The 14,275-nt window shown below is 34.0% G+C and carries 13 protein-coding genes and 3 tRNA genes; 4 read left to right on the top strand and 12 right to left on the bottom strand.

Translation table 11 applies throughout. The annotated features are described in order from the left end of the window. Window positions 1-3: 3 nt before the first annotated feature. The 3 genes from BUA73_RS05445 to BUA73_RS05435 all read right to left on the bottom strand — a co-directional run bounded on the left by BUA73_RS05445 (window position 4) and on the right by BUA73_RS05435 (window position 261). Window positions 4-80, bottom strand: a tRNA-Asp gene (locus tag BUA73_RS05445). Between the two features lie 6 nt (window positions 81-86). After that, window positions 87-162 (bottom strand) — tRNA-Val (locus BUA73_RS05440). 24 nt (window positions 163-186) lie between these two features. Continuing rightward, window positions 187-261, bottom strand: a tRNA-Glu gene (locus BUA73_RS05435). Window positions 262-521: 260 nt separating this feature from the next. Between BUA73_RS05435 and BUA73_RS05430 the strand changes: the two genes are divergently transcribed. Next, window positions 522-1,751, top strand: coding sequence for a BaiN/RdsA family NAD(P)/FAD-dependent oxidoreductase (locus BUA73_RS05430; RefSeq protein ID WP_072903139.1), 1,230 nt, complete (start codon window positions 522-524; stop codon window positions 1,749-1,751). A 68-nt stretch (window positions 1,752-1,819) separates the two neighbouring features. Further along, a complete protein-coding gene (gene pgsA, locus BUA73_RS05425; RefSeq protein WP_242942339.1) occupies window positions 1,820-2,332 on the top strand; it encodes a CDP-diacylglycerol--glycerol-3-phosphate 3-phosphatidyltransferase in 513 nt (170 codons plus the stop codon). A 38-nt stretch (window positions 2,333-2,370) separates the two neighbouring features. Here the strand turns inward: pgsA and BUA73_RS05420 are convergent, their stop codons facing one another. The 3 genes from BUA73_RS05420 to BUA73_RS05410 all read right to left on the bottom strand — a co-directional run bounded on the left by BUA73_RS05420 (window position 2,371) and on the right by BUA73_RS05410 (window position 5,025). Continuing rightward, window positions 2,371-2,583, bottom strand: coding sequence for a DUF3006 domain-containing protein (locus BUA73_RS05420; RefSeq protein WP_072903137.1), 213 nt, complete (start codon window positions 2,581-2,583; stop codon window positions 2,371-2,373). A 43-nt stretch (window positions 2,584-2,626) separates the two neighbouring features. Beyond that, on the bottom strand, window positions 2,627-3,586 hold the full coding sequence (locus tag BUA73_RS05415) for a 3'-5' exoribonuclease YhaM family protein (RefSeq protein WP_093426678.1): 960 nt from the start codon (window positions 3,584-3,586) through the stop codon (window positions 2,627-2,629). A 116-nt stretch (window positions 3,587-3,702) separates the two neighbouring features. Continuing rightward, window positions 3,703-5,025: an LCP family protein gene (locus BUA73_RS05410; protein WP_072903136.1), complete on the bottom strand. Its 1,323-nt coding sequence runs from the start codon at window positions 5,023-5,025 to the stop codon at window positions 3,703-3,705. Window positions 5,026-5,205: 180 nt separating this feature from the next. Between BUA73_RS05410 and BUA73_RS14055 the strand changes: the two genes are divergently transcribed. Then, window positions 5,206-5,358 carry a hypothetical protein gene (locus BUA73_RS14055; RefSeq protein ID WP_178139228.1) on the top strand — a complete coding sequence of 51 codons (153 nt, stop codon included), beginning with the start codon at window positions 5,206-5,208 and terminating at the stop codon, window positions 5,356-5,358. Window positions 5,359-5,420: 62 nt separating this feature from the next. Here the strand turns inward: BUA73_RS14055 and BUA73_RS05405 are convergent, their stop codons facing one another. Further along, window positions 5,421-5,777, bottom strand: coding sequence for a hypothetical protein (locus BUA73_RS05405; protein WP_072903135.1), 357 nt, complete (start codon window positions 5,775-5,777; stop codon window positions 5,421-5,423). Between the two features lie 533 nt (window positions 5,778-6,310). Between BUA73_RS05405 and trpB the strand changes: the two genes are divergently transcribed. Then, window positions 6,311-7,474 carry a tryptophan synthase subunit beta gene (trpB, locus tag BUA73_RS05400; RefSeq protein WP_072903233.1) on the top strand — a complete coding sequence of 388 codons (1,164 nt, stop codon included), beginning with the start codon at window positions 6,311-6,313 and terminating at the stop codon, window positions 7,472-7,474. Between the two features lie 36 nt (window positions 7,475-7,510). Here trpB and BUA73_RS05395 read toward each other — a convergent pair whose 3' ends face one another. From BUA73_RS05395 to BUA73_RS05375, 5 genes are all read right to left on the bottom strand, one after another. Beyond that, complete coding sequence (locus BUA73_RS05395; RefSeq protein ID WP_072903134.1) at window positions 7,511-8,839, bottom strand: replicative DNA helicase; 1,329 nt, start codon at window positions 8,837-8,839, stop codon at window positions 7,511-7,513. A 55-nt stretch (window positions 8,840-8,894) separates the two neighbouring features. Then, on the bottom strand, window positions 8,895-10,751 hold the full coding sequence (gene lonC, locus BUA73_RS05390) for a Lon family ATP-dependent protease (protein WP_072903232.1): 1,857 nt from the start codon (window positions 10,749-10,751) through the stop codon (window positions 8,895-8,897). 92 nt (window positions 10,752-10,843) lie between these two features. Further along, window positions 10,844-11,293, bottom strand: a complete 450-nt coding sequence (gene rplI / locus BUA73_RS05385) for a 50S ribosomal protein L9 (protein ID WP_072903133.1) — start codon at window positions 11,291-11,293, stop codon at window positions 10,844-10,846. A gap of 1 nt (window position 11,294) precedes the next feature. After that, on the bottom strand, window positions 11,295-13,274 hold the full coding sequence (locus tag BUA73_RS05380; protein WP_072903132.1) for a DHH family phosphoesterase: 1,980 nt from the start codon (window positions 13,272-13,274) through the stop codon (window positions 11,295-11,297). A gap of 1 nt (window position 13,275) precedes the next feature. Continuing rightward, a complete protein-coding gene (locus BUA73_RS05375; protein WP_072903131.1) occupies window positions 13,276-14,274 on the bottom strand; it encodes a DUF2232 domain-containing protein in 999 nt (332 codons plus the stop codon). Between the last annotated feature and the right edge of the window lies 1 nt (window position 14,275).

Genomic DNA, 14,275 nt, shown 5'->3' with positions numbered 1-14,275 from the left:
AAATGGCGACCTAGAAGGGACTCGAACCCTCGACCTTCGGCGTGACAGGCCGACACTCTAACCAACTGAGCCACTAGGCCATTTTTTGGTGGTCGCAATAGGGATCGAACCTATGACCCTCTGCTTGTAAGGCAGATGCTCTCCCAGCTGAGCTATGCGACCATGTTTTATTATTTAATTATTAAATGGTGACTCCTAGGGGAATCGAACCCCTGTTACCACCGTGAAAGGGTGGTGTCTTAACCGCTTGACCAAGGAGCCATATTTTAAAGACTTAATTATCTTATCATACTTTGAAATCATTTTCAACACTTTTTTTGTTTTTATAACTTATTTTTTTTACAATTTGTTTTGCTCACGTTGAAAATCATTTTGTATTAACAGACCCGACAAGGTATATAATACCCAATTTTAGTCCATATGTCAACATATATTTTATTATTTTTCGCCATTTTTTTATTTTACATTTCTTCGTGGTATAATATATTGATAACAAGATTATAATTAAGGACGGTAAAACAATGGTTTATGATTTGATAATAATAGGTGCAGGAGCTGCCGGCTCTGCCGCTGCTATAAGTGCTAAAGACAGGGGTATGAATGTGCTTTTATTGGAGCAGAATTCTCGTCTAGGCAAGAAAATTTTAATTACGGGAAATGGTAGATGCAATATTTCAAATTCTTCTTCTTGCAAAAATGACTATCACAGCGATAATCTTTTATTTTTTAAAAGTGTTATCGAAAATTTTTCTTCCAAAGATACAAAAGATTTTTTTTATACTATAGGACTTCCAATTATAGAACTTGAGGGAAATAAGCTTTACCCCATGTCACTCCAAGCTTCTTCTGTGGTAGATCTTCTTAAGCTCGCCATAGAAGAGAGAAATATTAATATAGAATATAATTATAAAGTAAAGAATATTAATTTACAAAACAATATTTTTCACATAAACTCCAAGGAAGACATTTCTTTTTGTAGTAAGAATCTTTTAATTTGCACTGGTGGCAACTCCTATGCCAGTACAGGTTCCGATGGTTCTGGTTACTCCTTGGCAAAATCTCTTGGACACCATATAATAACCCCTCTGCCTTGTCTGGTACAGCTAAAACTGGATTTTGATAAATTAAAAGCATTGTCCGGCATACGCTTAGAGGGTTCTTGCGAAATATGCCAAGACAATAAAGCCCTTAGAAAATGCTATGGTGAATTGTTATTCACAGATTACGGAATCTCAGGACCTCCTGTGCTTCAAGTTAGTAGAATTGCCTCCAAATTGTATGACAAAAAAAATGTTAAACTTCACATTGATCTTTTACCAAATATGTCTATCAATGAATTAAAAGAGTTTCTTCTAAATCATTGGGCACTATTCTCATACAGAAGTGTATTCAACTCTCTAATAGGCATTCTAAATAAAAAACTCATACCCGTATTTCTTAAATGTTGTGGCGTGGAGGAAATACATAAAGAGGTTTACAATCTAACTTGGGATGAACAATTATCCATCATCAACACTATGAAGTGTTGGAGTTTTAATGTCAGCGGCGTAAACACTTTTAGCAATGCTCAAGTTACCTGTGGGGGTGTAGATACCACTGATGTGAACAACGAAACTATTGAATCTCGCATTGTCCCCAATTTATACTTTGCAGGTGAAATTTTAGATGTAGATGGAGATTGTGGAGGTTTCAACCTTCAATGGGCATGGGCTTCAGCTATTACAGCAGTTAATAATATGAGGACTATTTAAATTAACCATATTTATGATATAATATTAATAATTTTGATGTTATTTTGAGGAGGACTATTATTGTGAATATGCCTAATATATTGACGTTAATTCGATTGTTACTTATTCCTTTATTTCTTTTAGTGTTTTTTTCCAATGCGGAGCACAGCTTAATCCTTAGCATAGTAATTTTTATTATATCAGGTATTACTGATATCCTTGATGGATACTTAGCTCGAAAACATAATCTTATTACAAAATTGGGGACCGTGCTAGACCCTCTAGCTGACAAACTAATGTTGTTAACCGTGCTTATATCATTGACCATAAAAAAAGTTATTCCTAACTGTGTGCCAATAATAATATTAATAAAAGAATCCATAATGATCATGGGTGGCATACTGCTTTATAAAAAAAATACAGTTATTCCTTCCAACATCTTTGGTAAGCTATCTACCTTCTTTTTCTATATTGCCATAGTAACACTGTGTTTCCATAGGATTATGGGAATTTATATGTTATATTGTTGTGTCATATCGTCCATCATTGCTTTTATATCCTACGTTCAAAACTATATTAAATTTAAGAAACAAAAAAAATAGTGATTTTCCATTGAAATCACTATTTTTTCTTATCTATTCTACTTCCACAATTCCTCTTCAAGAGCCTTTATTTCCTCTTCTAATCGCTTTGTTTGCTCTTCATCTATTCTTATGCAGTTATCCTCGATTACAAGGACAATTCCCTCTCTAACGCCTTTAGGAAGTCTATCTTTTCGGATGTTCAACATAGATTCATCATCCATCTCCACCACAGCAAAATCGCCCTCAAACCTATCAACTATTCCTCTCACTAACTTCACCCCACACTTTTTTAAATTATAAGTTATTTTTAAATTATAGCTTATTTCTGTATACGGATAAATTATCCAAAGACCATATCTTATCTGAGAACATTCCAGGTTCTGTACTAGACAATGCTTTGTTCATATCGTACATCCTGGCATCAATTAAGTCTAAATGATGTAATAATTCAGCCTCGGGGAACATAGGCTTTTTAGGACTTCCGTATTCTGGTTCATAGTGATGTGTAAGTATCATATGCTGTAACAACATGGAAACTTCTTTTGAAGCATTTACCGCTCTTGCAGCTGTCTCTATATTTCTCACACCAATAATAATGTGTCCAAGTAGTTGTCCCTCCACAGAGTATTCCTCTACTATTCCAAGTTCACTAGAATTCATCTCCTGAACTTTTGCCATGTCATGCAGTATAATTCCCGCATACAATAAGTCTGAGTTTACAAAATCATATATCTCAGAAAGTGCTCTTCCAGCTTTCAACATAGTTAATGTGTGATACAAAAGTCCTGAACGAACTGAATGGTGATTTGATTTAGCTGCAGGATAGTACATAACCTTTGGCCCTGCCTCATTTAATATATATTCAACGATATTTTTAATATCCTGGTTTTTTATGTTTTCCTTGTATTTTAGAATTTCCTCGTACATATCCATAGAACTATATGGTGCTACAGGTACAAAATCATCTACCTCCACCTTATCTTCTTCAGTAATCTTTCGAAGGTAGTCTATTTTAAGTTGTAATTTGTCCTTCCACTCTATAACATTTCCTGTGACAAAAACAATAATATTGCTCTTTATATAATCATCCTGCTCTTCTCTATAATTCCACAACTTTGCATTTATAATGCCAGTTCTATCCATAAGGTTAATATCTAAAAACTTTGCATTGTTGCCGTTTGTAAGTTTACAAACACAGTCCTTAATGTAGTAATACTCCTGCACCTTATCGCCTTTTTGTAATTGGTTCACGTTCATTCTATTATCTACCATCTTGCTACTCCTTAATTAATAATTCTTATTTAATTTTAACTCTTTAATTAGGAACATACAACAAAAACTACAGACTTATTGCTAAAATCTGTAGTTTTTGTTAACTATCTCGCTGTTTATTGGGTTTTTTCATCCCCATTTTCTACTTTATCATCTTCCGGCTTCGTATCCGGTTCAGGTTTTTGCTCTGGTTTTTGTTCAGGTTTTTGTTCCGGTGTTGTTGGTGGCTGCGGCGTGGTTGGAGTCTCAGGCTTATTTGTAGTGTTCGTATTTGGTTTCGTAGGCTTACTTGGTTTTACCACAACATTTTCATCAACTTTATTCTTATCCTGATCCTTACCTTGGTTCTTATCTTGGTTGTTATTATTGTTTGACTTTCCTCCACTGCTATAGGCAGGGTTATATTTTTTCTGCTCTTCACTACCTTCATATGTAAATTGAGTGTGCTGAGTCTTATCATAATGTATATCATCAAAAATAAACTGATGTAAAACCTGTTTATTAGCAGGTAAGTCCATAACATTTACCCATCCAATTCGTCTATTAACTTCAATACCCTCATTTAACTCATCTGTAGGTATTTGTAGTTTGTCTACATTAAGCCCATCCATAGCGCTAATTGTGTATGCTAAACTAAGAGCCTCTTTAAATGGAACGTTAGTTTCTAGATAAGGCAATATACTTTCTGCAAGAGCTGGGTATTTCATAATAGAAGTATCCTTCATTTTGCTTAATAATTTTTCAATTACCTCTCTTTGCCTTCTAGATCTATCATATACGCCATTTCCTACATATCTCATCCTTGAAAACGCAAGAGTTTGACGCCCATTTAACTTCTGAAATCCTGGCTTCTCTACATAAGGTATGTCATCCTTTGAAAGATTGGGGTTATCATCTAACTCAATATGCATACATCTGTTTAGTTCTTTTACTTCCGCCTCATCTTTTACTTCTAATTCCAATCCATCCACTGCATCTATAAGGCTTTTAAAACCATTAAAATCTATACTAGCATACTTATCTAATCTCATATCGAAATTATCCTCAATTGTTTTTCTCAACAATTCTATGCCACCATAAGCATATGCATGAGTAATTTTTTGCTGCCCATGGCCTGGAATATCAACTAAAGAATCCCTTAGTATAGACGTAAGCTTGAGTTTATCTCTAGTACTATCAATGGTTAAAATTGTAATGGCATCTGAATGAGATACCTCTCCATTTACCCTTGTGTCAGCTCCAATCAGCAATATGTTTGTTATTCCTTCAATTTTTTTATACTTCTCTGGATTTCTATTTATCTCATCTAGTCTACTTAAATCTTCTTTCTGAGTTTTATATATGGAAGAATATCTATGCCATGCATATAGAAAAACAGACATAAATGCAGTAAATACTATTGTAATTATGAGTATTATGGCTTTTTTTGTTTTAGACAAAATACCATCTCCTTTAGTCATTTTATATTATAATACCATCTACTTATTATACTACGGTTATATTTAAATAACTAATATTTTTTTAAATTTATATTTACAATTAAGTAAACTATTATATACATAAAAAAATTAATACGGGAAATAATAACTTTGTAAATAAAATTAACAGGAGGCTTTGCAATGAAATCTAATAAAAACAATCCTAAAAACAACATGGAAAACGTAGTAGAAAACTGTAGAGATTCAGTTGACCACGCTGAAAACAGCATGGAAAACACTACAAATTCAAAGCAGAACAAAAAAGCAAAAAACAATAACAACAACTTGAAATAATTTATTTCAAAAAAGGGCTCTGTATTAACGAATACAGAGCTTCTTTAAACTTATAAACTAATCTACAGTACTTCCAATCTTTCCTTTATCTCATTTCCCTTTAATTCTAAGCATTTTTTAAGTACCATTGTAATCTCATCACGATCGTTCTCATTTTCGCTGTTCAAAATAATAACTGGGGAGTTCTTACAACAATTTCTTGCATAAAAAACCGCCTTAATAGTGAAATCCTCAATATAATTATCCCAATTCTCTAACTGATCGTATTTTAGTTCTCTTTTTGTTATTTCAAATTTAAAGGTGTTAAACCCATTCTTTATCTGCAAAATGATTTTTTTTACTCTGTTATCTAAGGTGCTATTCCTTACTTCCAATACTTCTACATTCTTAACATCCATATTTTTAATAAATTGTAACACAAAGGTTTACAATATCCTCCTCATTTTACTACTTGCCTAGAACTTAGTAATTTATTATATCATACTTTTTCATGTGTGAACCACACTTATGGAGCATATTTTTTTTATTAATAGAAACTTGATAAGTTATTAAAAAAATATATTGACTTATCAAAAGTTACTGACTATAATATGTTTATACAATAAAATCAATGATTGAAAATAGTAATCTGATGATATTTATTTCAGCGAGTGGACGTTAGGTGCGAGGTTCCATAATAAAGCTTCAGATGAATGGCTTCATGAGATGCTTTTGCAAACAATGCTTTGCGTTTAGTAGTAAAAGTCGTGTCCTCACGTTACAGAGGTATGATATCAAGATATTTATCTTTGTATCTAAATTTATAATACATGCAATATTTCTTTAGTGTTGCTATGTGTATATTTTTGGGTGGCATAATGAGCTACTTCATCCCAGATGGATGAAGTAGCCTTTTTTATTTAAGATAATATCTGATTATATTTATATTAAATAATTGGAGGTTATTATTATGATGAATGGAAATTTCGGTAATTTTGGTGGACAATTTGTCCCAGAAAAAACACAAAGAGTTTTAAAAGAACTAGAGGAAGCTTTTATAAAGTACAAGGATGATGAAGATTTTAAAAAAGAATATGCTTACTATTTGAATAATTATGTTGGAAGACCATCTCCACTATACTATGCCGAAAGGTTAACAGAAAAACTAGGTGGAGCAAAAATATATTTAAAAAGAGAAGATTTAAACCATACAGGTGCCCATAAAATAAACAATGTGTTGGGACAAATATTGTTGGCAAAGCGCATGGGTAAAACTAATATAATAGCTGAGACTGGTGCTGGTCAGCACGGAGTAGCAACTGCTACAGGTTGTGCCCTTTTCGGACTAAAATGCAAAGTATACATGGGGGCCACTGATATTGAAAGACAGGCACTAAACGTGTATAAAATGAGACTATTAGGTGCTGAAGTTGTTCCTGTTACCTCTGGAGAAGCAACTCTAAAAGATGCCGTTGATGCAGCTTTAGAGGCATATGTCAATGCTTCTGATGATACATTCTATGTGCTGGGTTCCGCTGTTGGACCTCATCCTTATCCTATGATCGTAAAGGAATTCCAGAAGATAATTGGAGAGGAAGCTCGTGAGCAAATATTACAGGTAGAAAACAGACTTCCTGATCTTCTAATAGCTTGTGTTGGTGGTGGAAGTAATGCCATCGGATTATTTGCACCTTTTGTAAATGATAAAGAAGTTGCTATGACAGGAGTAGAAGCTGCTGGTTTAGGCATTGAAACAGGAAAACATAGCTGTGCCTTTGCCCAAGACTCTGTAGCTACAATTCACGGTATGAAATCCTATTTCCTACTAGACCCAAAAGGCAACCTTATGGATTCATATTCTATTTCATCTGGGCTTGATTACCCTGGAGTTGGACCTGAACATGCATACCTTAAGGATACTAAAAGAGTTTCATATTCCAGTGTTACAGATATGGAAGCTGTCCAGGGCTTCAAAACATTATGCGAAATTGAGGGCATAATTCCTGCTCTTGAAAGCTCCCATGCCATAGCATACACAATGAAAGTGGCACCAACTATGCCAAAGGATAAGATAATAATCGTAAATCTTTCTGGTCGTGGTGACAAAGACATTCATACAATTCAAAAATATATCTAAAAAAAACTATCCGCACTTTAAAATGCGGATAGTTTTTTAATGCTGAAAATCTCCATTAGCAAATCTACTGTATTGGCCAAGCCAAGCAAGCTTTATAGTGCCAACTGGACCATTTCTTTGTTTTGCAATTATACATTCAGCTATATTCTTATCTTCGGTATCTTTGTCATAGTACTCATCTCTATAAAGGAACATAACAACATCGGCATCCTGCTCTATAGATCCAGATTCTCTTAAATCCGACAGCATAGGCCTATGATCTGCTCTTTGTTCCGGAGCACGTGATAACTGTGATAACGCTATTATTGGGCACTCCATCTCTTTGGCCAATGCTTTTATAGATCTTGAAATCTCCGAAACTTCTTGTTGCCTACTTTCACTTTGTCTACTTCCAGACATAAGTTGAAGGTAGTCTATAATTATCATGTCTATTCCATGTTCCATTTTCAAACGCCTGCACTTTGAACGCATTTCCATTACAGATGTACCAGCAGTATCATCAATGTATATTTCTGCTGTAGAAAGCGGGCCAGAAGCCCTAGCGATATTCTCCCAATCCTTATCTTCCAATTCACCGGTTCTAAGCCTTAACATATCTATATTAGCTTGTGAACAAAGCAGCTTATAAGATAACTGTTCTTTTGACATTTCTAAAGAAAATATAGCTATTTTTTTTCCGCCCCTTAAAGCAGCATTTTCAGCTATATTTAGTGCGAACGTAGTTTTACCCATAGAAGGCCTAGCTGCAATAAGAATCATATCGCCCTTTTGGAAACCTGATGTTTTTGCATCCAATTCAGTGAATCCCGACTCCACTCCACTTACATGGCCTTTATTATTAAATACCCTTTCTATCTGCAAAAAACCTCGTTCAAGGATTTCACTCATGTGTTCAAAATCGCTGGTGTTTCGATTTTCTACCAAATTAAATATTTTACTTTCTGCACTGTCAATTACGGCCTCTACATTATTTTGATTGTCATAGCATTCCTCAATAATAGTTGTGGAAGTACTTATCAATTTTCTTAACATAGATTTATCTTTTACAATTTTTATATATGAATTTACATTGGCTGTAGATATAACGGATCCACTAACTTCAGATACATAAGTTATACCACCGCACTCGTCTAGTTTATTAGTAGATTTTAATTCCTCCAACAGAGTAATCATGTCAATTGGTATGTCTTTTTGATAAAGCGCATAAATTGTAGCGAAAATAATTTTATGAGCATCCTTATAGAAATCCTCTGGCCTTAAAACCTCGATGGCATCTGCTATAGAATCCTTATCCTTTATCATGGAGCCCAGCACAGACTGTTCCGCCTCAAGATTTACAGGAAGGGTTTTCATCATATTTTCCATTTACCCAACCTTCTCCTTTCTATGTTTGGGGTTTCCATGTACAAGCTCTTATACACTAAAACACTATATCCATAAGCTCTTTTATAGTTTCAACGGTTTCAACCTTAATCTGCTGTAACTTCTTTGGAATCTCCCTAATATTGTCTCTTGGAATAAACACCTCTCTTATCCCACTTCTCTTTGCCCCATATATCTTTTCAAAAATTCCTCCCACAGGTTTAATGTCACCTCTAAGCGAAATCTCCCCTGTTACGGCAATATCTTGCCTTAATGGCTTTTCAAGTATGGCACTCATTATGCACATAGTAATGGCAGCACCTGCTGATGGACCGTCTATTTTTCCTCCACCAACCACATTTACATGTATATCGTAATCCTTTATATTTTCCCCTGTTATACTCCTGATAACACTTGCAGCATTAAAAACTGAGTCCTTAGCCATAGAACCTGCAGTATCGTTAAATCTTACTGCTCCTTTTCCCTTTTCTGATTTAAATGCCACCGCTTCTATTTCTATGGTAGAGCCTATATAACCGGAGACACCAAGGCCATATATGTGACCTACCTTTTTTTCCTCCGTGCCCTTCAATGGCTCAATAGAATTTAACCTATTGATGGATATTACTTCATCTAAATCCTTCATAGAAATTTCCACGGGCATATTAGGATCTAGGTTTTTTTCAAATATAACATGTGCATACACATCCGAAAGTATATTTACAGCTTTTCTACCTTCTACAGTGTATGTACTTATAGATTTAGCAACGCCTTTTTTTAGCTTTGCATTTATTTTTTCAGCAGCCTGTAATACAATTTTCTCTATATTACTATCGCTTAAAGGTTCAAAATAAACCTCTGTACACCTAGATCTTAGAGCTGGATTTATATCCTTAGGTTCCTTTGTTGTAGCTCCAATTAGAATAAAATCTGCTGGAGCTCCCTTTTCAAAAAGATACCTTATATATTGAGGTATATTTTCATCATCTGGATCATAGTATGATGAGGAGAATTCTACTCTTTTATCCTCTAAAACCTTCAATAGCTTATTTTGAAGAGTGCTATCCAATTCACCAATTTCATCGATAAAAAGTATCCCTCCATGTGCATCCGTAACAAGACCTGTTTTAGGCTCAGGTATGCCTCCTTCAGCCAAGTCTCTTTTAGATCCTTGATAAATGGGGTCATGAACCGAACCAAGAAGAGGATTTGCAATTTCTCTAGGATCCCATCTTAGTGTCGTACCATCTACCTCTACAAATTTAGAGTCCTCATCATAAGGAGTATATGATAGCTTCTTTGCCTCTTGCAAAGCTATTCTTGCAGCCGTGGTTTTACCAACGCCTGGAGGTCCATATAAAATGATGTGCTGTGGATATGGAGATGCAATTTTTGAAATAAGTGCCTCTATAGCTCTCTCTTGCCCCACGATCTCATCAAAGCTTTGTGGCCTCAACACATTTAAAATATTATTTATGGTTTCCCTGGAGTCCTTTTTTAAAAGCTTTTCGTATTTTCCTATGGTTTTTTTATTTTCAGGACCCTTTTGTTTTTTAAGTATGCCCATTCTTATTTCTTCAACATACTTATCCTGCTTTTCATTTATGCTTTTTTCTACCTCTGCCTCAATCTTCAAATTGACATATCGCTTAGCTACCTCATCAATAAGAGCTGAATTTACACCATTTATATATTTTTTAATATTCTTTTCATTTGGAACAACATCTGCACATTGACCGTTGGTGATAATCTTGTTAAGTGCATAAGCCCTTCTGTATATATCATTGCTATTGACATATTTTCTAAGCCCAAACTTTACTATTCTTGTTTCCACAACCTTGTCATTTAGTATTTTTCTTATAATACGATACAATAGTTCTACCTGTAGTTCTGGAGAAATATCGGAATCATTCATGCTATTAGTAAGTTGATTTAATAAATCTGTACTCAAATTCGAACACACAGACAAAAAACGTCCATGTGATTCCCCCTCTCTATATGGTTTAATTATTCTTCTTGTGCCTTTACAATGACTTTCATTTTCACAGATATTTCTGCATAAAGTTTCACATCTATAGTGTAAGTCCCTGCCAATTTTATTGTTTCCATATCAATTTTCTTTTTATCAATATCTAAACCAAAATTCTTTTTTATTTCTATAGAAATATCCTTATTGGTGATTGCTCCAAACAGCTTGCCATTTTCGCCTGTCTTTGTAATTATAACAATCTCTTTATTTTTCAGCATTTCTGCTTCTTTTTGAGCAGCTTCAATCTCTTCTAACTTCTTTTTTCTCTCTATTTCATTTTTTTTATTTAACACATTTAGATTTCCTGCATTCGCTTCTTCAGCAAGATTTTTTGGGAAAAGATAGTTTCTTGCGTAACCATCCGTTACATTTACTACCTGACCTTTCTTACCATGTCCCTTTACATCCTTTAATAATATAACTTTCATATTACTCAACCTCCTGCAAATATTCTTCAATTACTGCTTTTAATTTTTCTTTAGCTTCACCTAGGGTTACATCTTGCAGTTTTGCACCTGCCATAGTCATATGTCCCCCTCCACCCAATTTTTCCAATATAATCTGTACATTGAGATTGTCTAGTGATCGGCCACTTATAAGTACGTGCTCTTTAACCTTTATAAGCACAAAGGAAGCTCCTATATCTCTAATATCCAAAAGATTGTCAGCAACTTGGGCAGCTATAACACTATCACTTATATTCTCTGGACAAACAGCCAATGCTATGCCATGAAATATCTCTGCTGATTTCATTATATCAGATTTCAATATGATTGTTTTTAAATCTTCTCTAAATAGTTTCTTTACCTCAATAGTATCCGCACCCATCCTCCTAAGTGTAGATGCTGCTTCAAAAGTCCTCACTCCAGTTTTAAAATAAAAACTCTTTGTATCTAAATATATACCCGCTAACATTGACACCGCTTCAATTTTTTCAAGGCTTATTTTCTCCACAAGATACGGAATCATCTCAGTAACAAGTTCTGAAGTAGATGAGGCATACGGTTCTACATAATTTAATATGGTGTCTTGAATATAATCTGCCGCTCTTCGGTGATGATCTATGATAACTACCCTTGAGCATTTTTTTACCAGTTTCATATCCTCAACATGGTTTTCATTGTGCACGTCAACTATTATTAATAATGTTTTTTCATCTGCAATATCTCTTGCCATATTTACATCTACAAAAACATTCTCATATATCTCCTCTTTCATAAGAGACTTTTTTACTTCATCAACAGTCATATCACTCTCATTATACACTATATTGCTTTTTATACCTAATTGCCTACAGGAGCTATGGATACCTATAGAGGCCCCTAAACAGTCTATATCCATGTTCTTATGGCCCATTATTATGACTCTGGAACTTTCTTTTATAAGGTCTAATAAACCTAATGCGATAACCCTGGCCTTGACCTTAGTTTTTTTCTCTACCTCTTTGCTTTTTCCACCAAAGAATGAAATGCTGTCGCCTGTTTTTACAACAACTTGGTCTCCACCTCTTCCTAAGGCAAGCTCCTTAGCTGATTCTGCCAATGAATAATTGCCCTGTGGAGTGCTATTTCCTCTTCCAACACCAATGCTCAATGTGACTAAAAGCTTATTTCCATAATCTAATTCCCTTACTGTATCCAATATACTAAATTTGTTCTCTATTTCATGTTGTATAGCCTTGTCTTGCACTGTTACAACGTATTTATTTGTAGCATACTTTTTTACCATGGCATCGAGACCTTGAGAGTAATTATTAATTGTCCTTTCAATCTCAGCAGCCAACAAAGGTGATTTGTCCTCATCTGTAGTTTTCAAGACATCATTTAGGTTATCCACTTCAATAAGCATTATACTGTATTTATTATCTTGCAAATCCATTTTCATCTTGTGATTTTCGGTAACATCATAAAAATAATACAAAACCGTGGTTTGACCTTGAATAGTGGGATCCATTACTGTAGAAACAACATCAAAATATCTGTCCTTAAGCTTAACGTCGCTAATGGTATTTTTTTTACCATCAACAGAGTATTTCACATTTATATCCTTAGATATTTCTCGAATGTTTTGTCCTAACATATTTTTGTTGTCCAGTATGTTGCTAAAATTATTATTATACCAGATAATATTTCCTTTCTCATTTAACATGAGTAAAGGAAATGGCAAGTTTAGAAAACTGCTGGTACTTGCCATGTTAACTTTAGATGAATAATCTTGCACGAAACTCTGCCAATCCTCTGCAGATTTTTTTACTTTCCACAGGCTATATATAATAAGTACAATTATAACACCGATTAGTATCATAGCTTCTACTTTATGACCATAAAAAAATAATATAATGGTAGCACAAAAAATTATAAGAATATATATCCCACTCTGCATTCTAAATCCCTTATTCGAGTTACTCATATCAATGCTCCTTTTTTACCTTTCTTAGACTATGCGGATCTAAATGTCTAAAATTCAACATCATTTCCGCAAATCCAGCTATAGCTACAGTCACATTTCCTACAAGAAAACTACTCAATACTAAAATAGCTAAGATTAATGCTCCATTAAAATTAAATTTCTTTTTTAAAAAATAATAAATTGTTGCATATGCATTGAGTATAAGAGAGTACATAAGTATACTCATTGCTCCATAAGAAATAACATCCCCTATTTGGAACTTAAAGCTTTTAAATATAATTCCTATACTAAAAATACCTATAAGAAAAGCTCCATACAAATTGCTAAAATAGAAGTAGCCAAATCCTGCTTTTTGAGGAAGTTTAATACTGGCTTCGCTTAGCACCATTCTCATAAGTAAGTATGTTATAGTTGCCATTATAAGCGATGAAAAAGCTACTATATACGGCAACTGATTTACCACTTCATTAATATCAAATTGGCTTTTGTACTGTAATAGCTGTTTTACAATATCTTCGCTCATATTATTATCCCTATAAAGTTGAGCCATACTGTCTATCCTCTGCTCATAAGATTTCTGTGCATCATCTAAGAGCTTATTTAGAGACTCACCAGTTTTTATAAGAAATACAAAGCCAATAATAGAAACTGCTATCATTATAGTAAGGGTAAGAGCTTTTACTATTGCTACCCCATTCTTTCCTCTCTTTATAGCTTCTGCTGCCACTATGCCCACTAATATAGTGCCAACGCAGCAACTAAAAGTACCCCAAAAACCGTTTACAACAAGACTTGCTAAAACCATGAGTCCTGAAAAGATAGAAAATTTAATTTTGTCCACTTTAAGATATAACAATAAAATTGGTATAGGAAAAACCACCATACCAAACAAAGTTATGTCTGGCGAAATACCCGATAAAATTATTGATATAAAGCTAATAAATAATACTACTATATTTTCAATTTTAGGGTTCACACTTCTCCAAATAGTATTGACCATT

It is taken from the genome of Hathewaya proteolytica DSM 3090 (genome assembly GCF_900142225.1).
Lineage (GTDB): Bacteria > Bacillota > Clostridia > Clostridiales > Clostridiaceae > Hathewaya > Hathewaya proteolytica.
The sequence above is the reverse complement of the archived record's forward strand: the minus strand, read 5'-3'. Positions and strand labels throughout refer to the sequence as shown.